This window comes from Plantactinospora sp. BC1 (genome assembly GCF_003030345.1).
GTDB lineage: Bacteria > Actinomycetota > Actinomycetes > Mycobacteriales > Micromonosporaceae > Plantactinospora.
Genome location: NZ_CP028158.1, coordinates 5,174,858 through 5,196,408 on the forward strand (window position 1 = coordinate 5,174,858; position 21,551 = coordinate 5,196,408).

Sequence of the window (21,551 nt, forward strand, 5' to 3'; positions counted from 1 at the left end):
ACCCCGGTGCGGACTCGACCTCCGGACAACTACTCCGGGTACTCCGCTACTCCGGGTACTCCGCCCGGACGTTGTCCACGTGCACCTGACCGCCACCGTTGAGGAAGATCCAGACCGCCCGTACCTGGGAGAGGTCCAGGCTCGCCCCGGCCGGGCAGCTCAGGTCGTCGATCTCCTCGGTGATCGTCCGACTGGCGAACGGATTGGTCCAGCTCCACAGTCCACCCTGGCACCAGGCCCAGTCCGGGCCGACCTGTACGGCGAACTCGCCGACCGTCCCGACCTCGTCGGCCCGTACGTCGAAGCGCAGCCGCGCCGCCCCGGTCAGGTCCAGCGGCTCGGCGAAGGTACGCCCGAACCAGTTCCCGTCCTTCGGCGTCGCGACGGTCAGCCCGTGTTCGCCCTCGGTACGGAAGGTACGGGTCTGCGCGACGGTGCCCCCGGAGCCCGGGTTGGCGACGGTGAAGTCCTCGGTGCCGGACTCGAACGAGAAGATGGTCCGCTCGGTCGGCAGCACCGGGTCGTCCGGCCCGGCGGAGCCGCAGGTCAGGATCGGCGCGGCCCAGTCGGCGTGTGCCTGGCCGGTGGCGTCGCCGGTGGCGACCAGACGCAGCCCGGAGGCGCCGGTCAGGTCGGCGGTCAGGGTGACCGGGGCGGCCCCCGGACTGACCGGTCCACTGCTGGCCACCACCCGGTCGTCGGCGTGGACGGTGAAGGTGACCGGCGCGGTGGCGGGTGCCTCGTCGTCGATTCCGACGTCGGTGACCAGGTGGGTGCAACCGGCGACCAGATAGAAGAGTTCGCTGGGGGCGGTGGTGCCGATGCCCCGGTTGTAGACCCGTCCGCCGATGGTGATCAGGTTGCCGTCGCCGCCGGCACCTCCGCCGTTGCTCTGGTCGGCCTCGACCGGACCGAGGGCGTTGCCGGAGTGCAGCGGCGCGATGGTGCTCAGGTGGCGCCGGCCGTCCCCGGGTGGGGTGAAGACCACCCCGATGATCTCGCTGGTGGTGCTGGCCGGCCGCTGCCGTGCGCCCCACCGGTACGTGGTGGTGACGGTGATCGGATATCGCCCCGCGGGCGTCTCCTCGGGGATCTGGAGTGCCCAGGTGGTCTCGAAGGAGGCGTCGGTGCCCAGTCGCCGTCGTGCGGGGTCGCTCATCTCGGCGGCCCGCCAGCCCTCGGGGGTGGAGACCGTGACGCGCACGTCGCGCAGCGCGCCCACGCCCCGGTTGGTGACCGTACTGACCAGGAGGTTCTCGCCGAGCGCGCCGGGGAGCAGGTTGTCGACCGTCGCCCCGAGGGCGACCTGGGGCGGGACCGCCGCCGGGTCGGCCAGCGGTCGGACCCGGTAGACCACGGTGCCGTGCGCCGGTACGCCGGCCGAGATGGTGGACCTCGCCTGGCTGACCCGGCCGGTCCAGACGTCCTGCAACCGGTACGCGCCCGCCCGGCGCAGCCCGGTCTCCCGGACCGGCACGCTCACCGTGGCCAGCGAGTCCGTCGAGTTGTAGAGCGCGATCGCCCGGTCGCCGTTCGCCAGCGGCTTGTCCAGGACCATCAGCCCGTCCCGGTCGGAGACGACGGCGCCCTGCACCCCGAGCCGGTCCTGGTCGATCGCGATGATCTCCCGGTTGCCGAGGATCGCCAGCGTCTCCGGGGTGGCCTTGCGCAGGTCGGTGCCGATCAGCAGCGGTGCGGCCATCATCGCCCACATGCTCATGTGGGTGCGGTACTCGGTGCCGGTCATCCCGCCGTTGCCGATCTCCAGCATGTCCGGGTCGTTCCAGTTGCCCGGCCCGGCGTACGGCGCCAGTGGCGCGTTCTGCGCGATGATCGAGCGGACGCTGGACCAGTTGTCGCTGATGTCCCCGGTGGTCCGCCACAGGTCGCCGACCTCGGCCGCCCAGGTCCACGGCTGGGACTGGCCCCATTCGCAGATCGCGTAGACGATCGGACGGCCGGTGGCGTCCAGCGCGTCGCGCATCGCGGTGTACCGCCGGACGAAGTCCTGCTGCGACCCGTCGGACTGGTTGTTGCAGTTGTCGTACTTCAGGTAGTCGACGCCCCAGTCGGCCCAGGTCCGGGCGTCGATCTCCTCGTGCCCGAGGCTGCCCGGGTAGCCGGCGCAGGTGGCGGTGCCGGCGTCGCCGTAGATGCCCAGTTTGAGGCCCTTGCCGTGCACGTAGTCGGCGACTCCGGAGATCCCGCTCGGGAACTTGACCGGGTCCGGCACCAGCCGGCCGTCCGGGCCACGTTCGCGCAGCGACCAGCAGTCGTCGATGTTGACGTACTCGTAGCCGGCGGCGGCGAGCCCGGAGGAGACGAGTACGTCCGCGGTCTCCTTGATCAGGGTCTCGCTGACGTCGCAGCCGAAGGCGTTCCAGTTGTTGAAGCCCATCGGCGGGGTGGGGGCGAGCGTCTCCGGCTGGGGGGCCGGGGCGGCGACCGGGCGTTCCGGTGCCGGCGCGGCGGGTGCGGCCACGGCCGGCGTCGCGCTGAGCAGGGACGGGATCAGGACCAGGACGGCCAGGGTCCGGGACTTGGCTGTGTGCGTCACCGACACCTCCTTCGGCGGCGACCGCGGTCGTCCGCGATCGGGTCGGCACAGTGGTGTGGACTCCACGGCTCGCCCGGCGGCGGTGTCGACCGGGCCGACGGCCGTCGGTACGCGCGACTCATCGGGGCCACGCACCGTGATGGATCCACAACGCGGCAAACGGTAAGCGCTTTCCTTGACATCCGTCAATATCTGGCCGAGCGGCCCGGTGGATGCCCGAGGCGCCGGCGTCAGGAGCAGTCGCAGCAACTACAGCAGTCGCAGTCGCAGTGCCGGGTGCACCAGCAGCGGTCGTCCCACGATTTGCGCCGGCGCTTGCCCCAGCGCGGCTGCCACAGCCCGCAGGTGCAGGTGGTCAGGATGCAGGCGCCGCCGACCACCAGCGGGGCGCCGCAGCCGTCCGGTCGCGGCTGCGCGGCCCCGTCCGGATGGCCCGCCGGCTGACCGGACCGGCCGTGCCCGGCGAGCGGCACCGCCGGACCGTCGTCCGCCGCACCGGCCAGCGCGAACGTCCGGTCGATCGCGTCGGAGACCTCGCGGTCGAGCAGCGCCCGGACCAGCCTCGGGTCCCGCAGCTCCAGGTCGGCCAGGGCCAGCCGCAGGCCGTGGTGCGCGTCCTCGCAGAGCCGGCGAGCCTGGGCCAGGTCGGTGCCGCTGGCCCGCAACGGGTTGAACGCGCCCCGGACGGCGTCGTCGGCGTGGTCCTCGACGGCGTCCAGCAGGTGGGCGATCCGGCCGAAGTACCGGCCGATCTCGGCCAGCCCGGCGGCGTTGCCCGGCCGGCCGGCCAGCGTCGCCGTGTGCGCGAAGGCGGCCGCCACGGCGGTCTCCGTCGGCTCGGTGGCGACCAGCACCGACATGCCCGGGACGACCGTCGACTCCAACTCGGACTGCCGGGCCACCGCGGCGAGCAGCACGCCGGTGTCGAAGCCGACCGCGTCGCCGGTCCGGGCGCCGGCCTCGGCCCACCGGTCGGCCAGCCGGCCGGCGACCCCGGCGAGGGCGGGGACCCGCAGCGCGCCGTCCCGGTCGGCGACGTGGTCCCGGGTCTTGCCGGCGGCGAGGACCAGCGAGACGGCGGCGGCCAGCCGGGCGCCGGGGTCGGTCGAGGGGAGCACCTGGGCGGGCTGGAAGCCGCGCAGTGCGCAGGGCGCCGCCGGACGGTACCGGGCCGGGGCGGCGCGCTGTGCCTCCAGGAGTACGGAGATCAGCAGGCCGTCGTAGTTCGTGGCCAGCCGGGCCCGGTGTCCGTGCTCGTCCCGGAGGGTCAGGCAGAGCCCGCAGAGGTGGCCGAGCCAGGCGGCGTGCAGCTTCCCGCACATCCGGTGCCGGCACGGCCGTACGATCCCGAACACGGCGCCTCCCACGATCGTTCGACTGCTGCGGCAGCGTAGCGACCCGGCGCACCCCCGCCGGCTCAGGACCGGGTGCGGCGGCGACCCGGCCAGTGCCAGTCGGTCGACCGGGCGGCGTCGGAGAGGGCCACCCCGAGCAGGACCGTGCCGGTGAAGGCGGCCACCGCGACCGGGGTCAGCGGCAGGAACGCCGGTGCCGTGCCGACCAGCACCACCAGCCAGACCAGCCGGGACCAGGAGAACTTGCCGAACAGCTCGTACTCGAAGACGGTGCGGCCGATCAGGAAGAGGGCGGGTCCGCCGACGATGACGCCGACCAGGCCGAGCCCGGCCCGGGTGCGGGACTGGCTGACGAGCTGTTCGAAGCCGGCTGCGGTGCAGACGATGCCGGCCACCATCAGCAGGTGGGTGTACGGCGCCCACCGGGTGGCCCGGCGCGGCCCACTGTCGATCGCCGTCTGCAGGAGCGCTCCGGCCCGGTGGACGTAGATCTGCCAGAGCAGCAGCATGGTGACGAACGCCAGCAGCAGCATCCCCATCCGTTGCGGGTTGAGCCCGTGCTGGCCACTGATCAGCAGCGGCACCAGGATGATGTCGCCGAGCGTCAGGATGACGAACTGCTGGTACCGCTCGCCGAGGTGCTCGCTCGCCTTGTCGTACTGGGACAGCGGGACCCGGCCCAGCCACGGTGTCGGGTACCGCAGCGCGGCGCTGACGTAGTCGATCACCAGGGCGATGCCCCAGAGCAGCAGGCGGGTCGAGGCGGGTAGGAAGGCGCCGGCCAGCCAGAGCGCACCGGAGAGCACGAACCAGCAGAGGAACCGGGCCGCCCGGATCTGGGCCTGGTGGCCGCGGAGCACGGCTATCAGCACGAATCCGCGTACCACGTGGATGGCGACGTACATCCCGGCGAAGAGCCAGCCGAGCCCCGCGAACGCCTGCGGGAGGCTCGCCGTCATCACGATGCTGCCCAGCATCGCCCAGGCGACGATGACCTGGATCTTGGGCTCGTCCGGGTTGTAGAAGTCGGTGAGCAGCGCGGTGATCGACCAGACCCACCAGACCGCCATCAGCAGTACCAGTACCTGTGCGGCGGCGAGCCAGGTCACCTCCTCGGCCAACCGCATCGAGAGCAGGGCGAGCGCCGCGACGTAGACCACGTCGAGCAGCAGTTCCAGCAGGGTCGCCCGCTTCGGTGCCGCGGGGTGGCGCAGCAGCCTGCGCGTCTCGTCGCTCGCCATTGAGCCGCCGTCCCACTCCCTGCCGTCCTCGACCGCCGCCTTCTCCTGTCACTAGGCGAACGATCGAGGGGCGGGTAGGACGTAACCCGGCCGGCGCGGGAAGCGGTCACCCGGCCGGCCGGTCACGGCGGACCGGGCGCGGTGTCCCGGTTGCTCAGCGGCCCGGCTGGGCGGCCCGGCGACGGGGCAGGTCGAGACCCTCGACCGCGGCCTCGACCAGCTCCTGCGGGGTCGCGGCGACGTCGAGGGTGAGGATCCGCTCGTCCGGCCCGGGGCGTTCCAGCGTGGCGATCTGCGAGTCGAGCAGGCTGGCCGGCATGTAGTGCCCGGCCCGCCGCGATATCCGCTCCCGGATCACCTCCGCCGACCCGTCGAGGAAGACGAAGTCGACGCTCGGCGGCCCCTGCCGGAGTACGTCCCGGTAGGAGCGTCGCAGCGCCGAGCAGGCCAGCACCGTGGAGACCCCCTCGGCGGCGCGTTCGGCCATCCAGCCGGCGAGCTCGCGCAGCCAGGGCCAGCGGTGCGCGTCGGCGAGCGGCACCCCGGCGCGCATCAGCTCCACGTTGGACTCCGGATGGAACTCGTCCGCCTCGGCGAAGGTCAGCCCGGTGACCGTGCTGATTCCCACGGCCACGGTGGTCTTGCCCGACCCGGAGACCCCCATCACCACCACGTGCCGGGTGGTGGACCGGTCCGGCCCGTCGCCGCCGAGCGACGGGCCGGGGCGGCCGTCACCAGTCATGGACGGTGCCGTCCTTGAGCCGGTTGAACGGCAGGTACGCCGGCTGGTACGGGAAGCGGGCCGCCGCCTCCTCGTCGAGTTCCACCCCCAGGCCGGGCTGCTCGCCGGGGTGCAGGTAGCCGTCGGTGAAGGTGAACGACTGCCGGAACACCTCGTCGGTCAGCGGGCCGTGCCGCATGTACTCCTGGATCCCGAAGTTGTGGATCGCCAGGTCCAGGTGGAGCGCGGCGGCCATCCCGACCGGGGAGATGTCGGTCGGCCCGTGGATCCCGGACTTGATCTGGTACTGCGCGGCGAAGTCGAGCAGCTTGCGCATCGCGGTGATCCCGCCGGTGTGCGTGACGGCGGAGCGGACGTAGTCGATGAGCTGCTCGCGGATCAGCGTCTGGTAGTCCCAGACCGTGTTGAAGACCTCGCCGATCGCCAGCGGGGTGGTGGTGTGCTGCCGGACCAGCCGCAGCGCCTCCTGGTTCTCCGCCGGGGTGCAGTCCTCCAGCCAGAACAGGTCGTACGGCTCCAGCGCCTTGCCCAGCTTGGCGGCCTGGATCGGGGTCATCCGGTGGTGGCCGTCGTGCAGCAGCGGCAGCTCCGGGCCGAACTCGGCCCGGACCGCCTCGAAGACCGTCGGCAGGTGCCGCAGGTAGGCCCGGGTGTCCCAGTCCTCCTCGACCGGCAGCGCGGTGCGCTGCGCCGGCTCGTAGTCGTAGCGCTTGCCGTCCACACTGGTCTGGGCGGCGACGCCGTAGACCGCCTCGATGCCGGGGACCGAGGTCTGCACCCGGATCGACCGGAAGCCGAGTTCCAGGTGGTGCCGGATCGAGTCGAACAGCTCCGGGATGTCCCGCCCGGAGGCGTGCCCGTACGCCATGATCCCGGTCCGGGACGCCCCGCCGAGGAGCTGGTAGAGCGGCATCCCGGCGGCCTTCGCCTTGATGTCCCAGAGCGCCACGTCGACGGCGGCGATCGCGGCCATCGTCACCGGCCCGCGCCGCCAGTACGCCGACCGGTAGAGGAACTGCCAGGTGTCCTCGATCCGGTGCGGGTCCCGCCCGATCAGCAGCGGTACGACGTGGTCGGCCAGGTAGGAGGCGACGGAGAGTTCCCGGCCGTTGAGGGTGCCGTCGCCGAGCCCGGTGATCCCCTCGTCAGTGGTGATCTTGAGTGTGACGAAGTTGCGGTCCGGGCTGGAGACGATCACGTCCGCGGCGACGATCTTCACGACATGCCTTTCTGCGCTGGGGTGGTGGGGCGGAGCGGCGCGCCGAGGGGTCGGCTCACCACTCCGCGAAGGAGCCGTCGGGATGCCGCCAGACGGGACCGCGCCAGCTGTGCCCGCGCTGGTCCGCCCGGCGTACCGCATTCTCGTCGATCTGGATGCCGAGGCCGGGACCGGTCAGCCGGGCGATGTACCCGTCGGCGAAGCCGAACGGCGCCCGGTCCACCAGGTAGTCGAGCACCTCGGCGTCGGCGTTGTAGTGGATCCCGATGCTCTGCTCCTGGATCAGGTAGTTCGGGGTCGCGAAGCCGACCTGGAGGCAGGCGGCCAGCGCGATCGGTCCGAGCGGGCAGTGCGGCGCGAGCTGTACGTCGTACACCTCGGCCAGTGCCGCGATCTTACGGACCTCGGTGATCCCGCCCGCGTGCGACAGGTCCGGCTGGGCGACCGCGATGCCGGCCTGGAGCGCCGGCAGGAACTCCTGCCGGCTGTAGAGCCGCTCACCGGTGGAGACCGGCGTACTGGTCGACCGGACGAACTCGCCGAGCAGGTGCGAGTTCTCCGGTACGACCGGCTCCTCCAGGAAGAACGGCCGGAACGGCTCCAGCAGCGGGGCGACCCGACGGGCGTTGGCCAGGGTGAACCGGCCGTGGAAGTCGACGGCGACGTCCCGGTGCTCGCCGAGCACCTCCCGGGCGGCGGCGACCCGCCGGACCACCCCGTCGAGTTCGGCCACCGAGGCGACCGGGCTCATCCGACCGGAGGCGTTCATCTTCACCGCGGTCAGCCCCGCCGCCACCTGCGCGGCGATGTGCTCGGCGACCTCGCCGGGGTCGTCGCCGCCGACCCAGCCGTACACCCGGATCTTTTCCCGGACCGGGCCGCCGAGCAACTGGTGCACCGGGGCGTCGAAGTGCTTGCCGGCGATGTCCCAGAGCGCCTGGTCGAGCCCGGAGACGGCGCTGGCCAGGATCGGCCCGCCCCGGTAGAACGACCCCTTCGTCATCACCTGCCAGTGGTCCTCGATCCGCAGCGCGTCCTGGCCGACGAGCAGCTCGCTGAGCTGCGCAACGGCGGTGCGTACCGTCTCGGACCGGCCCTCGCAGGTCGCCTCGCCCCAGCCGACGGTGCCGTCCGAGGTCTCGATCCGGACGAACAGCCACCGGGGTGGGACGAGGAAGCTCTCCACCCGTTCGATCTTTGTCACGGTCTCCGCCCTCAGCCCTTGGTGGCCCCGGCGGTGAGGCCGGAGACGACGTACTTCTGCACGAAGAGCGCGATCAGCATGATCGGCAGGGTGACCACCGTGGACGCGGCCATCAGGCCGCCCCAGTCGATGCTCGCGTAGCCGACGAAGTCGAAGATCGCCACCGGCAGGGTCTTGGTGTCGGCGCCGGAGAGCACCAGGGCGAACATGAAGTTGTTCCAGGAGAAGATGAAGGACAGGATGCCGGCGGTCGCGATGCCCGGCGCGGAGAGCGGCAGGGTGATCCGCCGGAACGCACCGATCGGGGTGAGTCCGTCCACCTGCGCCGACTCCTCCAACTCCAGCGGCAGGCCGTCGAAGAAGCCCATCAGGATGTAGACGACCAGCGGCAGCGACACGAACATGTGGCTGAGGATCAGCACGGTGAAGCCGCCGACCAGCTTCAGGTTGGAGAAGACGTAATACCAGGGCACCAGCAGCGAGACGCCGGGGATCACCCGGGCCATCAGCACCACCAGCGCCGACTTCTTCATGTTGAACCGGCTCATCGAATAGGCCGCCGGCACGCCGAGGATCAGCGACAGCACGGTGGCGGCGAAGGCCACCCAGAGGCTGTTGCCGATGAACTGGAGGTAGTTCGCCTGGTCGAGGACCTTGGTGTAGTTGTCCAGCACCGGCGTGAACGCGAACGCCTTGCCGGAGTCGTAGATGTCGACGTTGGTCTTGAACGAGGCGGCGACCATCCAGAGCAGCGGGGCGATCAGCGAGACCACCACCACGGCCAGGGCGACCGCCCGGAAGACCTGGTACGGGGTACGACGCTTGCGGCGGGCCATCACTGTGCGCCCTTCTTGCGGCGGGACGTCAACGCCCACATCGAACCGATGATGATCAGGAAGAAGATGATGAGTACGGTCGACGAGATGCCGTACTCGTTGTAGTCGAAGCTCAGCCCGTACGCGTACACGTTCAGCGTCTCGACCTCGTGGAACGAGCCGCCGCCGCGCCCCTTGGTGGCGTACAGGATGTCGAAGGTCTTCAGCGCGTCGATGCCGCGCAGCAGGATCGCCACGATCACCGTCGGCATCAGCAGCGGCAGCGTGACGTGCCGGAACCGCTGCCAGGCGCTCGCCCCGTCCACCCGGGCGGCCTCGTCCGGCTCGTTCGACAGCGAGGTGAGCCCGGCCAGCAGGATCAGCACCACCATCGGGGTCCACTGCCAGATGTCGATGAAGATGGTCGTCGGCAGCGCGCTGTGCTGGCCGGCCAGCCAGGGTTGCGGGCCGATCCCGACCCAGCCGAGGATCTGGTTGGCCATCCCGATGTTCGGGTCGAAGATGAGCCGCCACATCATGCCGACCGCGACCGGGGTGGCGACCAGCGGCAGCAGGATCGCGACCCGGACCCACCGCTCGCCCCGGAACGGCCGCCACAACAGCAGCGCGACCGCCATGCCGAGGACGATCTCGAAGAGCAGCGCCACCCCGGTGAAGCCGACCGTACGCAGCACGGCGGGCCAGAACCGGTCGGTGTCGGAGAGCACCTCGAGGTAGTTCGCGAAGCCGATGAACTCGGACTCGGCCCGGACCGAGCCCTCGGCGTCGGTCAGGCTGAGATAGATCGTCCAGGCCAGCGGAAAGATGATCAACGCACCGACGAACGTCATGGCCGGTGCCGCGAAGAGCCACTTGCGGTTGTTGTTCGCCCAGCGGGTCCAGCCGGTCAGTTCGCCGGACGGCTGGGGGGATGCCAGAGATGCCATGGGGTGGTCTTTCCGGGTCGGCGGATCCAGCGGCGGGGTGACGGATCGCTCCGTCACCCCGCGCGATGGCCTACTTCTCGTCGTCGAGGAGCTTCTGGAACGCCTCGTTCGCCGTCGCGGCCGAGCCGGCCACGTCCTTGCCGGTGATCGCGTCGACGATCGGCTGGCCGACGATCTCGCGGGACTCGGCGACCTTCACGACCAGCGGGCGGTCGTGGCCGACGCCGTTCTCGGTGCTGACCTTGATGGCCTCGGCGAGGTCCTGCGGGTAGGTGGCGATGCCCTCCGGGTTGGCCCAGACCGAGGTACGGGCCCCGGGCACGCCGCCCTTCTGCTGCGCCAGCGTCTGGTCCTTGCCGGCCGCCCACTGGATGAACTTCCAGGCGTTGGCCTGGTTCTCCGAGCCCTCGTTGACGCCGAGCGCCCAGGACGGGATGTTGTACGGCTTCGAGCCGGCCGGGCCGGCCGGGAACGGCGCGAACCCGACGCTGTCGGAGACCTTGGACTTGGCCGGGTCGGTGGCGTTCTTGTAGAGCGAGTTCGCCTCGGTGTAGAAGGCCGCCTTGCCCTGGGTGAAGATCGCCATCGCCTCGGACCAGCTCATGTCGGTGCTGATGTTCTCCGGGCCGTGCTCACGGAGCAGCCCGCCGTAGTACGCGTACGCCTGCTTGGCCTGCTCGGTGTTGACGCTGGCCTTGCCGCTGCCGTCGACGAAGTCGCCGCCGAAGCTGAACAGGAAGCTGGAGAACTGGGTGACCGCGGCGGCCTTGCCGGTCCGGGCCACGAAGCCGGCGGTGCCGGGGTTGTCGGCCTCGACCTTGGCGGCCATGGTCTTCAGCTCGTCGAGGGTCTTCGGCGGTGCGCTGAAGCCCGACTTCTGGAGCAGGTCCTTGCGGTAGTAGAGGACCTCCTGCTCGGTGATGATCGGGATGCCGACCAGCTTCTCCTCGTAGGTGGTGGCCTGCACCGGCGGGCCCTGGAAGTCGGCGAAGTCGAACGCCGAGTCCTCCTTGGCCCGGTCGGTCAGGTCGGTCAGGTAGCCGTTCTTGGCGAAGAGCTTCCCCTCCTGGAGGGGCCGGTACATCATCACGTCGATGTCGCTGGAGCCGGCGTTCAACTTGACGTTGTACTGGTCGGAGAGCTGGTCCTCGCCGAGCTGCGTGACCTCGACCTTCAGGCCGCTCTGCTGCTCGAACTCCGGCAGTGCCTTCTTTATGTTTTCTGTCCAGACGTGGTTCACCAGGGTGACGCGCAGCGTGTCCGACCCGCCGCTGTCATCGCCGCCGCCTCCGCAGGCGGACAGGCCGAGGGCAGCCACCACGGCCAGAGATGTTCCGATTACCGAGCGACGTAACACGTCCATCTCCCCTTCCCTCGCGACGCCCCGCCGTTGGGACGCCGCCCGCGGACTCCTACGTCCGCCTAATGCCGGATGCTAGGCCGATAAACCTGACTTAAGCAAGACCAGGTCACTCACTGATAGGCTTTATTTATGGCCATGCCGTCACCTGAGGTCGCGTCTGTCCGGCTCGACCCCGGCGAATCCGGGCTGCACGCCCGGCTGCTCGACCAGTTGGGCACGGCCGTCTGCGCCGGCCAGCTCCCGCCGGGCTCCGTGCTCTACATCGACGACCTCGTCGAGCAGTACGCCGTCTCCCGCTCGGTGGTCCGGGAGGTGCTGCGGGTGCTCTCCTCGATGGGGCTGGTCGAGTCCCGCCGCCGGGTCGGCACCCTGATCCGGGCCGCCGGCGACTGGAACGTCTTCGACCCCCAGGTGATCCGCTGGCGACTCGCCTCCACCGGCCGGATCGCCCAGCTCCGCTCGATCACCGAGCTGCGTACCGCCGTCGAGCCGCAGGCCGCCTCGCTCGCCGCGCTGCGGGCCACCCCGCAGGAGGCGAGCGAGCTGGTCGGGCTCGCCGCGAAGATGTGGGCGGCGGGCAAGGCCGGCGACGAGGCGGAGTTCCTCCGGCTCGACATCGAGTTCCACCGGCAGGTGCTGGTCGACTCCGGCAACGAGATGTTCGTCAAGCTGCACGAGCTGGTCGCCGAGGTGCTGGCCGGCCGCCACCACTACGACCTGATGCCGCACTATCCGCACGAGGAGGCGCTGCAACTGCACGCCGACGTCGCCCAGGCGATCCAGCGGCACGACGGCGAGCGGGCCAAGACCGCGATGGTGCGGATCATGGAGCAGGCCATGAAGGAGATGAGCGCCATCTGGGCGCAGACCGGTCCCGAACCGGCCTCCTGACGTCGTTTCCGGCCGGCGGAGAGACCCGGCCGGCGGTACGGTCTCTAGATCATCAATGCCGGCGCGGCGGACTATGGTTGGCCGGATCGCGCCGTCGCGGTACGTGGCGCCGGCGTGTGCCGACCGAGCGCCCGCGTACCAGGAACAGAGGGGACCACCATGGACACACCATCCCGCCCGCCGTTCCGCGCCGACCACGTCGGCAGCCTGCTGCGACCCGCGCGGCTGCTGACCGCCCGGGCCGACCGGGCCGCCGGGCGGATCTCCGCCGAGGAGCTGCGCGCCGTCGAGGACGACGCGATCCGCGAGGTGGTACGCCTACAGGAGAGCATCGGGCTGCGTACCGCCACCGACGGCGAATTCCGGCGTACCTCCTGGCACATGGACTTCATCTACCAGCTCGGCGGGATCGACCCGGCCGACGAGAAACTGACCGTCGAGTTCTTCAACGCCGCCGGAAAGCTGGAGTTCCAGTCGGCGGCGCTGCGGGTGCACGACCGGGTGAAGCTGACCGACACCATCTTCGGCGACGCCTTCACCTTCCTCAAGCAGCAGGTCACGACGGGTACGCCGAAGCTGACCATCCCGTCGCCGAGCATGGTGCACTACCGGGGTGGCCGGGCCGCCATCGACACCGCCGTCTATCCCGACCTGGACCAGTTCTGGGCCGACCTCAGCGCCGCCTACGCCGAGCAGGTGCGCCGGCTCGCCGACCTCGGCTGCAGCTACCTCCAGTTCGACGACACCAGCCTGGCCTACCTGAACGACCCCCGGCAGCGGGAGATGGTGGCCGCGCAGGGCGGCGACCCGGAGCACCAGCACGAGCGCTACATCCGGCAGATCAACGCCTCGCTGGCCGGCCGGCCGGCGGGCCTCTCGGTCACCACCCACATGTGCCGGGGCAACTTCCGGTCCTCCTGGGCCGCCGAGGGCGGCTACGACTTCGTCGCCGAGGCGCTCTTCAGCCAGCTCGACGTCGACGGCTTCTTCCTGGAGTACGACGACGAGCGCTCCGGCGACTTCGCGCCGCTGCGGTTCGTCCCGCCGGGCAAGAAGGTGGTGCTCGGCCTGGTCACCACCAAGCGGGGTGAGCTGGAGAGCAAGGACGCGCTCAAGCGCCGGATCGACGAGGCGGCCCGCTATGTGCCGCTGGAGCAGCTCTGCCTCTCGCCGCAGTGCGGCTTCTCCTCCACTGTGGAGGGGAACGCGCTGACCCAGGAGGAGCAGGTGGCGAAGCTGCGGCTGATCGTGGAGACCGCCCAGGAGGTCTGGGGCGACAACTGAGCCCCGGCTCAGCACCGCCCGGCCGGGCCGCTGGTCAGTCCGGCCGGGCGAACCCGCCCCTCGGGGCGATGATCTCCAGGTTGGTGCCGTCCGGGTCGTTGAAGTACGCCACCTCGGTGCCGGCCGCGTCGGGCGGCGACACCTCCTCGGTGGTGAACGTGTAGGCCGGGCCGAGGAAGTCGAGCCCGGCCGCCCGCATCCGGTCGTAGACCGCCGGCAGGTCGTCCACCTCGAAACAGAGGTGCATCGAGCCGGGGCGGTTCGCCGCCACCTCGGCCGGTACGCCCGCCGGCTCCTCGAACTGGATCAGGTCGATGCCGAGGTTGCGCAGCCGGAAGGTGGCGTACCGCAGTCTGGTCCGGAGCAGTCCCTGGGAGCGGGCGAACCCGGCGCCGTGCATGCCCTCGTCCCGGACCACCGGATCGAGCCCGGTGAGCGCCCGGTAGAACGCGACCGAGCGGTCCAGGTCGGAGACGGATATCCCGACGTGCGCGGCGGTGTCGAGCCCGATCGACACGGCCGACGGATCGGGTACGGCGTTGGCCATCGTGCCTCCTCCCGACGTACCGGTGGGCCGGGCTAGCTCTTCCCGGCCCTCGCAGACACAAACCGGGCCGGGCTCGGGGGGCCCGGCCGGTACGCCGAGCGCCCGCGCACGCCGGCCGGCGCCCACCTGAGCAGTTCCGACCCCCGGTGACATCCCGCACAAACGGGGCTGCCGGCGCTCTAGATCGTTATCCTTGGGGTGACGCCGCACCGCGGCGATCCCGGACGAGTTGCGCGTCGTACCCGGCCTGCCAAGACGACCGCCATCGAGGTGAGTTCGTCTTGGCCTGGATCGTGTTGATCATCTCTGGAATGCTGGAAACGGTCTGGGCGATCGCGCTGGAGCGCAGCGCCGGCTTCAGCCGTCCGCTCCCCACCGGCATCTTCGCCGCCGCCCTCGTGCTGAGCATGGTCGGCCTCGGCTACGCGCTGCGCAGCATTCCGGTCGGCACCGGCTACGTGGTCTGGGTGGGCATCGGCGCCGTCGGCACCGCGCTGGTCGGCATGATCGCGCTCGGCGAGTCGGCGAGCCTGCCCCGGCTGCTCTGCCTACTGCTCGTCGTGGCCGGCGTGGTGGGGCTGAAGGTCTTCCACTGAGCCGGCGGGCCGGTTGACCCACGACGGCACCGGCCGGGGGAGACCCGGGACCGGCCGGGTGGTCGGCGGGTGGTTCGATGCACCCCAGCGACCGCGCGGGAAGGGGCATCCGGGGATGACGGGGTACGAACGGGATGCGGCCTCGGCCGGTACCCGGACCAGGTGGGTGGCGCCGGTCCGCCGGGCGATCGCCCGGATGCTCAACCCCGAGGGCCTCTCCTCCGGGTACGTCCCCGCGCAGCGCGGCCCGGAGACCGACCGGATCGTGGACTGCGCGGCGTACCTCGACGGTCGCCGGCTGCCGGGCCCGCCCGACTACCGCGCGGCCCTGGCGGCGGCGCGCAAGGGGCGCGGGTTCGTCTGGCTGGGGCTGCACGATCCGGACGAGGCGGACTTCGCGCCGATCGCCCGGACGTTCGGCCTCGACGACCTGGTCGCCGGGCACGCGCTCAACCGGGAGCACCGGCCGGCGGTGGAGCGCTACGACCAGGTGACGGTGATCGTGCTGCGCACCAGCCGGTACGTCGAGCACACCGAACTGACCGAGACCTCCGAGGTGGTCGAGACCGGCGCGGTGACCGTGTTCGTCGGCCCCCGCTTCGTGCTCACCGTCCGGCACGGCGCACCCGGGGCGCTCCGCCCGGTCCGGGCCGACCTGGAGGCCCGGCCCACCCTGCTGGCCCTCGGCCCCTGGGCGGTCGCGTACGCGGTCTGCGACCATCTCGTCGACTCGTACGTCCAGGTGGCCACCGCCGTGGAGGCCGACATCGACGCGGTGGAGGAGCAGGTCTTCGCCTCCCGCACCGCCCGGGACCGGATCGCGCACATCTACCAGCTCAAGCGGGAGCTGATGGAGTTCAAGCGGGCGGTGGCGCCGTTGCAGCGACCGTTCGCCGCGCTGCTCGACGACCGGGAGCTGCCCCGGCCCGTGGTGCGCTACTTCCGGGACGTGCACGGCGTGCTGTCCCGGACGGTGGAGCGGGTGACCGCCTACGACGACCTGCTGAACTCGATCCTCCAGGCCCGGCTGGCCCAGGTCTCGGTGGACCAGAACAACGACATGCGCAAGATCGCCGCGTGGGCGGCGATCTTCGCGGTGCAGACCTTCATCGCCGGCATCTACGGGATGAACTTCGAGTTCATCCCCGGGGTGAAGGCGGCGCAGGGCTTCTGGGTGGTGCTGCTGGTGATGCTGGTCCTGGCGGTGTTGATGCACCGCGGCTTCCGGCGCAACAACTGGCTCTGAGCGCGGGACCGGGGCGGCCGGTGGCGGGCCGCCCGGGGACGGTCGCGGCGGGTCAGAGCCAGTCGCGGCGCTTGAAGATCACGTAGAGCGTGCTGCAGACCACCAGCATCAGGAAGATCGCGAACGGGTAGCCGAAGACCCAGTGCAGCTCGGGCATGTAGTCGAAGTTCATCCCGTACACCGTGCCGATCAGGGTCGGCGCGAAGAGGATCGCGGCCCAGGCGGAGATCTTCTTGATCTCCTCGTTCTGCGTGTAGCTGGCCACGGTCAGGTTCTTGACCTCCTCGTTCTGCGACTGCGACACCAGGGTGGCGTTCAGCGCCAGGATGTCCGCCAGGATCTGCCGGAACTCGTTCACCCGCTCCGAGGCGGTGGTGGCGTGGTCGGCGACGTCACCCAGAAGGCGCCGCAGCTCCTCGTCGGTGCCGTACTTCTCGAAGCCGGCGGTGAGCCCCTGGAGGATGTCCAGCAGCGGCCGGGTGGCCCGCTGGAACTCGATCACCTCACGGGAGAGTTCGTAGATCCGCCGGCTCACCCGGGGATCGCCCCGGAAGACCTCGGTCTCGATCTCGTCGATGTCGTTCTGCAAGCCGCCGACCACCGGGGCGTACCCGTCGACGACGCTGTCCAGGATCGCGTACAGCACCGCCTCCGGGCCGCGCCGCAGCAGGTCGGGGTCGTCCTCCATCCGGCGACGTACGGCGTTCAGGTCGGGTGCCTGGCCGTGCCGTACGGTCAGCACGAAGTTGGCCCCGACGAAGACGTGCACCTCGCCGAAGTCGACCTCCTCGACCTCGTCGAGATAGCGGGCGGCCCGGAGCACCACGAAGAGCGTGTCGCCGTACCGTTCGAGCTTGGGCCGCTGGTGCGCGACGATGGCGTCCTCGACGGCCAGCTCGTGCAGCCCGAACTCCTCCGCCACGGTGAGCAGTTGCCCCTCGGTCGGCCGGTACAGGCCGATCCACGCCATCGTCCCGGGATGTTCCCGCAGCCGCCGGCAGGTCTCGGCGAGGTTGGGCGGACCCTCGATCCGCTGACCGTCCCGGTAGATCGCGGAGGTGACCACACTCTCCTCCGCCGGAGGCGCCTCGTTGCCCTCCTCGGCCGCCCGCGGATCCATCGACAGCTCCGGTGGCGACTGCGGATACCGGTCCTGCGAGCGGCGCAGGGCCCGCTTCGCGGGTCGGAGGGCGCGCGAACGCCAGTCGGACATGGGCAGCCTCCAGAACGAAGACGTCGAGCGACACGTGCGGGGACCCCGCGAGCAGTGGATCGCACAACCGGTCGACGGCCCGCCCCGGGCCGCCGTCCCATCCCACGCCTGCCCCCGGCCGAGGACGACAAATCGCCGGCCAACAGCACGGAAACGTTGACCAACCCCCACGGTAGGCGGCGCCGCGACCCTTCGCACCCCGAGTCGCGGACAACGCCGGCCGGGCCCGGGACGGCCGCCGGCCGCGAGGCGTCTCCTGAGTTGCCCGGCCGCAGGGCGTCTGCGGCGCTGCCGGGTCAGCCTCCGGCGACGGAGGGGATGACCCGGATCTCCGCGTCGTCGGGTACCGCCGTGTCGAGGCCACCGGTCTGCCGGCAGTCCTCGCCGTCGACGTAGACGTTGACGTATCGACGCAACTGGCCCTGCTCGTCCCGGATCCGCCGGATCAGCCGGGGCCACTGCGCGGCCACCTCGTCGAGCACGGCTCGGAGGGTGCCCGCCGTGGCGACGTCGAGCCGGCCGGCGCCGGCCGTCTCGCCGCGCAGGGCGGCGGGCACGATGACGGTGACCATCCGGCTCACACCTCCGCGGCCCGGACGCAGAGCACGTCGGGCAGGTGCGCGGCGACCAGCGACCACGAGTCCCCCTCGTCGCGGCTGGCGTAGACCTCGCCGGAGCGGGTGCCGAAATAGACGCCGGCCGGGTCGGCGTCGTCGACACACATCGCGTCGCGCAGCACGGCCGGATAGAAGGGGCCGGTCGGCAGCCCGTCGGTCAGCGGCTGCCAGGTGTCACCGGCGTCGGTGGAGCGGAAGACCCGGCAGCGCCGGTCGACCGGGAAACGCTCCCGGTCCGCGACCAGCGGGAAGGTGTAGATGGTGCCGCCCCGGCGCGGATGGGCGACGATCGGGAACCCGAAGTCGCCGGGCAGCCCGTCGGCGATCGACTGCCAGCTCAGCCCACCGTCGGTGGAGCGGTAGACGCCGTGGTGGTTCTGCGCGTAGAGCCGCTCGGGGTCGGCCGCGTCCCGGGCGACCTTGTGCACGCACTGCCCGAACTCGGGCCACTCGTCCGGCATGAAGTAGGCCCGGATGCCGGTGTTCTGCGGACGCCAGCTCGCACCCGCGTCGGCGGTGCGGTAGACGCCGCCGGTCGACATGGCGACCAGGATCTGCGCCGGGTCGGCCGGGTGCGGCAGCACCGTGTGGATCGCCTGACCCCCGAACCCGGCATCCCACTGGGTGCGGTGCGGGTGGTCCCAGAGCGGGCGCACCAGCTCGTAGGAGATGCCGCCGTCGACCGACCGGAACAGCGCCGAGGGCTGGGTGCCGGCGTAGACCACGCCCGGCTCGTCGGCCGCACCGGGGGTGAGCTGCCAGACCCGCTCCAGGCTGGACCCGGTGCCGTCCGGGAAGGCGACGGGTGGCTCCGCCGGCTCCTGCCAGGACGCGCCCAGGTCGTCGCTGGTCGCGACGCTCGGGCCGAAGTGCGAACTCGTCACCCCGGCGAGCAGCCGGGGGGTGGGCCGCCGTTTGTCGACCGCGACCGAGTAGACCCCGGTCATCGGGAAGTGCGCCCCGCTGACCTGCCAACTCCTGCGGCCGTCGTCGCTGGTGGCCAGGAAGAGGCCCTTGGCGGTGCCGATTGCCAGCAAGGTTGTCATGGTCAGCTCTCCGATCGGACGTACGCCGTTGGGGTCCGCACGGGAGTATGCCGAGCAGCACCGACAGAACAGCAGTCCAGACGGCGTGGCGCGGGTCGGCGGGCGGCTACGGCATCAGCCTGTTCACCTCGGAGTAGCTGAGCACCTCCGTGCCGAAGTCGAAGCTGCCGACCGCACGGATCTCGCGGGCTGCCGCCACGAGGGCGGTCATCGCCACCCGGGCCAGGGTCGAGCCGACGCTGACCCGGCGTACGCCGCAGTCGGCGAGCATCGCGACCGTCACCCCGGACGACCCGGCCAGCGCGTTGACCGGCTTCTCCACCGCCGTGCAGACCGACCGGACGGCGTCCAGATCCGGCAGCCCCGGTGCGTAGAGCACGTCCGCGCCGGCAGCGGCGTAGGCCCGGAGCCGGCGGACGGTGTCGGGCAGGTCGGCCCGGCCGTAGAGGAAGTTCTCCGCCCGGGCGGTCAGGGTGAACGGGAACGGCAGGCTCCGGGCCGCCGCCACCGCCGCCTCGACCCGACGGACCGCCTCGTCCAGCGGGCGGATCGGCTCGGCGGGGTCGCCGGTGGCGTCCTCGATCGACCCGCCGACCGCGCCCGCCTCGGCGGCGAGCCGGATCGTCTCGGCCACCTCGGCCGGACTGTCGCCGAATCCGCTCTCCAGATCCGCCGCCACCGGCAGCGCAGTGGCCGCCGCGATCACCCGGACGTTCTGCAACGTCTCCGCCCGGCTGACCAGGTTGGCGCCGTCGGGCCGGCCGAGCGCGAAGGCCAGCCCGGCGCTGGTGGTGGCGAGCGCGGGGAAACCGAGCTGGGCGAGTACCCGGGCACTGCCCGCGTCCCACGGATTGGGGAGTACGAAGGTCGGCCCCTCGTGCAGCCGGCGGAAGGTGACCGCCCGGCGGTGCTGGTCGGCGACGTCCAGAGTCATCCGATCATCCTCCCCGGCGGCAGCCCACGTACGCCACCGCCGCCGCCCGACTGCCGTACCGGCTCGGTCACCGCAAGGTCTCCGTACGGCATCGGTCGATCTCCCGCCGGCCCCGGCTGTCTAGACTCCTGCAATGGGCAGTCGCCGGGGGACGATCACGCTCTGGGGAGTCTTCGCCGTCATCGCGGCGGTCTCGTCGGTCCTGGTGCTCCGCCGACCCGAGTGGGAACGCCTCTCGGACCTGCACATCTACTACGGCGCCATCCGGCACCTGCACGCCGGCCAGCCGCTCTACGAATTCGTCGCCGCCAACGGCGGACCGTTCACGTACCCGCCCTTCGCCGCCCTGGTCCTCTCGCCGATCGGCGTGCTGCCCGAGGGTGTCCTGCAACTGTCCTGGCTGGTCCTGACCTGCGCCGCGATCGCCGCCATCGCGATCGCGGCGGGTGGCGCCGTCGCCTCGGAACGGCAGCGGCGCCCGCTGGTGGTCGCGGCCGTCGCCTGCGCGCTGATGCTCTCCGCCCCGGCCCAGAGCAACCTGCGGTTCGGCCAGGTCAGTGTCTTCATCGTGCTGCTGGCCCTGGTCGACGGGATGGGGCTGACCCCGGCCCGGTACCGGGGCGTACTCGTCGGGATCGCCGCCGCCGTCAAGCTGACCCCGCTGCTGTTCGTGGTCTTCTTCCTGGTCTCCCGCCGCTGGCGCGACGCCGGCCGGGCGGTCGTCGCCTTCCTGGCCTGCGGCCTGGTCGGCGCGGTCGTGCTGCCGGCCGACAGCTGGACCTTCTGGACCGGCACCTTCCTCAACACCTCCCGGGTCGGCAACCTCGCCTCGCTCGGCAACCAGTCCGTGCACGGCATGCTGCTGCGGGTCGGCGTCGAGGGCGGGACCTTTCCGCTGCTCTGGGCCGGCCTGGTCCTGGTGGTCTGCGGCACGGCGCTGCTGCGGGCGCGCCAGCTCGAACTCTCCGGCCGGTCGGCACACGCGGCCGTACTGGTCGGCTGCGCCACCGTGGCGGCCTCGCCGGTCTCCTGGACCCACCACCAGATCTGGCCGGTGCTGGCCGCGATGTTCCTGGTCGGGACGTACGGGGTGGCCCGCCGGGTGGCCGGGGTCGCGGTGCTGGGCGTGATGGTGCTGTCGCTGGGCGCGCTGCTCAGTCCGGTCTCGATGACCCCGGGACTCCAGTTCCTCCTGGAGAACTCCCGATCCCTGGCCACCGTCACGCTCTGCCTGGCCGGGTTCGGCGGGGTCACGGTCGCCGCCGTCGCCGCCGGTCGGCGTACCGGCACGGCGCGCGGCTGGTTGCGGGTGGGCACCGCCGCGGTGGCCACGGTCGCCTTCTTCGCCGTACAGCCGCTGCCGGCGGGGGCCGATCCGACGTTCAAGGCGTACTCGATGTCGGACGTGCACAACCCGCGGTACTTCTTCGTCTGCCGCAGCGCCGCCGAGTGCGCCGCGTTCGGTGCGGGTGTGCCGATCACCTTCGGGGTCACCGCCGAGAAGACCAAGGTACGCGTCAACGGGGTCGTCGACGCCACCGTGGCCCGGCTGGAATACCAGTCCGCGCCCGGCGGTGCTCCCCGGACGATTCCGCTGCTGGAGGTCTATCCGGGGCAGCGGCTCTTCTCGTTCCGTTCGGCCAACCTCTCGCACGGCCGGTTGACCGCCTATGGCGCGGACGGCAGCCCGATCGCCGCGTACAGCGAGGAACTCGCCGTCGGGTGACCGCACGG

19 protein-coding genes and 1 riboswitch are annotated in these 21,551 nt (G+C 71.4%); of the genes, 5 read left to right on the plus strand and 14 right to left on the minus strand.

Annotated features, from left to right (window positions below; all coding sequences use genetic code 11):
• Positions 1–46: 46 nt before the first annotated feature.
• From C6361_RS22590 to C6361_RS22630, 9 genes are all read right to left on the minus strand, one after another.
• Positions 47–2,557, minus strand: coding sequence for an NPCBM/NEW2 domain-containing protein (locus tag C6361_RS22590; RefSeq protein ID WP_199853051.1), 2,511 nt, complete (start codon positions 2,555–2,557; stop codon positions 47–49).
• 230 nt (positions 2,558–2,787) lie between these two features.
• A complete protein-coding gene (locus C6361_RS22595) occupies positions 2,788–3,912 on the minus strand; it encodes a DUF5685 family protein (protein WP_107268922.1) in 1,125 nt (374 codons plus the stop codon).
• A gap of 62 nt (positions 3,913–3,974) precedes the next feature.
• A complete protein-coding gene (locus C6361_RS22600) occupies positions 3,975–5,153 on the minus strand; it encodes a low temperature requirement protein A (RefSeq protein WP_107268923.1) in 1,179 nt (392 codons plus the stop codon).
• A 154-nt stretch (positions 5,154–5,307) separates the two neighbouring features.
• Positions 5,308–5,895 carry a gluconokinase gene (locus tag C6361_RS22605; RefSeq protein WP_107268924.1) on the minus strand — a complete coding sequence of 196 codons (588 nt, stop codon included), beginning with the start codon at positions 5,893–5,895 and terminating at the stop codon, positions 5,308–5,310.
• A complete protein-coding gene (gene manD, locus C6361_RS22610; protein WP_107259001.1) occupies positions 5,885–7,114 on the minus strand; it encodes a D-mannonate dehydratase ManD in 1,230 nt (409 codons plus the stop codon). Before manD ends, C6361_RS22605 begins: the two co-directional genes overlap by 11 nt.
• Before the next feature lie 55 nt (positions 7,115–7,169).
• On the minus strand, positions 7,170–8,318 hold the full coding sequence (dgoD, locus tag C6361_RS22615) for a galactonate dehydratase (protein WP_107268925.1): 1,149 nt from the start codon (positions 8,316–8,318) through the stop codon (positions 7,170–7,172).
• Between the two features lie 11 nt (positions 8,319–8,329).
• Entirely contained in the window at positions 8,330–9,154 is an 825-nt protein-coding gene (locus C6361_RS22620; RefSeq protein ID WP_107259003.1) for a carbohydrate ABC transporter permease, read from the minus strand.
• Positions 9,154–10,080, minus strand: coding sequence for a carbohydrate ABC transporter permease (locus tag C6361_RS22625; RefSeq protein WP_199853052.1), 927 nt, complete (start codon positions 10,078–10,080; stop codon positions 9,154–9,156). Before C6361_RS22625 ends, C6361_RS22620 begins: the two co-directional genes overlap by 1 nt.
• Before the next feature lie 70 nt (positions 10,081–10,150).
• Positions 10,151–11,401 (minus strand): sugar ABC transporter substrate-binding protein, encoded by a 1,251-nt coding sequence (locus tag C6361_RS22630; protein WP_199853053.1) that lies wholly within the window; start codon positions 11,399–11,401, stop codon positions 10,151–10,153.
• Positions 11,402–11,578: 177 nt separating this feature from the next.
• Here C6361_RS22630 and C6361_RS22635 point away from each other — a divergent pair, with 177 nt between their 5' ends.
• Both C6361_RS22635 and C6361_RS22640 read left to right on the plus strand, forming a co-directional pair.
• Positions 11,579–12,334 (plus strand): FadR/GntR family transcriptional regulator, encoded by a 756-nt coding sequence (locus tag C6361_RS22635; RefSeq protein ID WP_234358960.1) that lies wholly within the window; start codon positions 11,579–11,581, stop codon positions 12,332–12,334.
• Between the two features lie 159 nt (positions 12,335–12,493).
• Positions 12,494–13,618, plus strand: coding sequence for a 5-methyltetrahydropteroyltriglutamate--homocysteine S-methyltransferase (locus tag C6361_RS22640; RefSeq protein ID WP_107268926.1), 1,125 nt, complete (start codon positions 12,494–12,496; stop codon positions 13,616–13,618).
• A gap of 34 nt (positions 13,619–13,652) precedes the next feature.
• Here C6361_RS22640 and C6361_RS22645 read toward each other — a convergent pair whose 3' ends face one another.
• Positions 13,653–14,165: a VOC family protein gene (locus C6361_RS22645; RefSeq protein WP_159079428.1), complete on the minus strand. Its 513-nt coding sequence runs from the start codon at positions 14,163–14,165 to the stop codon at positions 13,653–13,655.
• A 197-nt stretch (positions 14,166–14,362) separates the two neighbouring features.
• A riboswitch (guanidine-III (ykkC-III) riboswitch) is annotated at positions 14,363–14,431 on the plus strand.
• 15 nt (positions 14,432–14,446) lie between these two features.
• Between C6361_RS22645 and C6361_RS22650 the strand changes: the two genes are divergently transcribed.
• Both C6361_RS22650 and C6361_RS22655 read left to right on the plus strand, forming a co-directional pair.
• Positions 14,447–14,761 carry a multidrug efflux SMR transporter gene (locus tag C6361_RS22650; protein ID WP_107268928.1) on the plus strand — a complete coding sequence of 105 codons (315 nt, stop codon included), beginning with the start codon at positions 14,447–14,449 and terminating at the stop codon, positions 14,759–14,761.
• 115 nt (positions 14,762–14,876) lie between these two features.
• Positions 14,877–16,007, plus strand: coding sequence for a magnesium and cobalt transport protein CorA (locus C6361_RS22655; RefSeq protein ID WP_107268929.1), 1,131 nt, complete (start codon positions 14,877–14,879; stop codon positions 16,005–16,007).
• Positions 16,008–16,059: 52 nt separating this feature from the next.
• Here the strand turns inward: C6361_RS22655 and corA are convergent, their stop codons facing one another.
• From corA to C6361_RS22675, 4 genes are all read right to left on the minus strand, one after another.
• On the minus strand, positions 16,060–17,220 hold the full coding sequence (gene corA, locus C6361_RS22660) for a magnesium/cobalt transporter CorA (RefSeq protein WP_107268930.1): 1,161 nt from the start codon (positions 17,218–17,220) through the stop codon (positions 16,060–16,062).
• A 296-nt stretch (positions 17,221–17,516) separates the two neighbouring features.
• Positions 17,517–17,792, minus strand: coding sequence for a ubiquitin-like small modifier protein 1 (locus C6361_RS22665; protein WP_107264048.1), 276 nt, complete (start codon positions 17,790–17,792; stop codon positions 17,517–17,519).
• Positions 17,793–17,797: 5 nt separating this feature from the next.
• Positions 17,798–18,883, minus strand: coding sequence for a glycosyl hydrolase (locus tag C6361_RS22670; RefSeq protein ID WP_107268931.1), 1,086 nt, complete (start codon positions 18,881–18,883; stop codon positions 17,798–17,800).
• A 106-nt stretch (positions 18,884–18,989) separates the two neighbouring features.
• The gene (locus C6361_RS22675; RefSeq protein WP_107268932.1) at positions 18,990–19,817 is read right to left on the minus strand and encodes an isocitrate lyase/phosphoenolpyruvate mutase family protein; all 828 of its coding nucleotides are present in this window, start codon (positions 19,815–19,817) and stop codon (positions 18,990–18,992) included.
• Between the two features lie 133 nt (positions 19,818–19,950).
• Between C6361_RS22675 and C6361_RS22680 the strand changes: the two genes are divergently transcribed.
• The gene (locus C6361_RS22680) at positions 19,951–21,543 is read left to right on the plus strand and encodes a glycosyltransferase 87 family protein (protein ID WP_107268933.1); all 1,593 of its coding nucleotides are present in this window, start codon (positions 19,951–19,953) and stop codon (positions 21,541–21,543) included.
• The last annotated feature ends 8 nt before the right edge of the window (positions 21,544–21,551 follow it).

Coding starts and splice junctions, on each gene's coding strand:
- C6361_RS22600 (WP_107268923.1), bottom strand. CDS start 5,153: ATGGCGAGCGACGAGACGCGCAGGCTGCTGCGCCACCCCGCGGCACCG.
- C6361_RS22605 (WP_107268924.1), bottom strand. CDS start 5,895: ATGACTGGTGACGGCCGCCCCGGCCCGTCGCTCGGCGGCGACGGGCCG.
- C6361_RS22620 (WP_107259003.1), bottom strand. CDS start 9,154: ATGGCCCGCCGCAAGCGTCGTACCCCGTACCAGGTCTTCCGGGCGGTC.
- C6361_RS22625 (WP_199853052.1), bottom strand. CDS start 10,080: ATGGCATCTCTGGCATCCCCCCAGCCGTCCGGCGAACTGACCGGCTGG.
- C6361_RS22635 (WP_234358960.1), top strand. CDS start 11,579: ATGCCGTCACCTGAGGTCGCGTCTGTCCGGCTCGACCCCGGCGAATCC.
- C6361_RS22640 (WP_107268926.1), top strand. CDS start 12,494: ATGGACACACCATCCCGCCCGCCGTTCCGCGCCGACCACGTCGGCAGC.
- C6361_RS22645 (WP_159079428.1), bottom strand. CDS start 14,165: ATGGCCAACGCCGTACCCGATCCGTCGGCCGTGTCGATCGGGCTCGAC.
- C6361_RS22655 (WP_107268929.1), top strand. CDS start 14,877: ATGACGGGGTACGAACGGGATGCGGCCTCGGCCGGTACCCGGACCAGG.
- corA (WP_107268930.1), bottom strand. CDS start 17,220: ATGTCCGACTGGCGTTCGCGCGCCCTCCGACCCGCGAAGCGGGCCCTG.
- C6361_RS22665 (WP_107264048.1), bottom strand. CDS start 17,792: ATGGTCACCGTCATCGTGCCCGCCGCCCTGCGCGGCGAGACGGCCGGC.
- C6361_RS22670 (WP_107268931.1), bottom strand. CDS start 18,883: ATGACAACCTTGCTGGCAATCGGCACCGCCAAGGGCCTCTTCCTGGCC.
- C6361_RS22675 (WP_107268932.1), bottom strand. CDS start 19,817: ATGACTCTGGACGTCGCCGACCAGCACCGCCGGGCGGTCACCTTCCGC.
- C6361_RS22680 (WP_107268933.1), top strand. CDS start 19,951: ATGGGCAGTCGCCGGGGGACGATCACGCTCTGGGGAGTCTTCGCCGTC.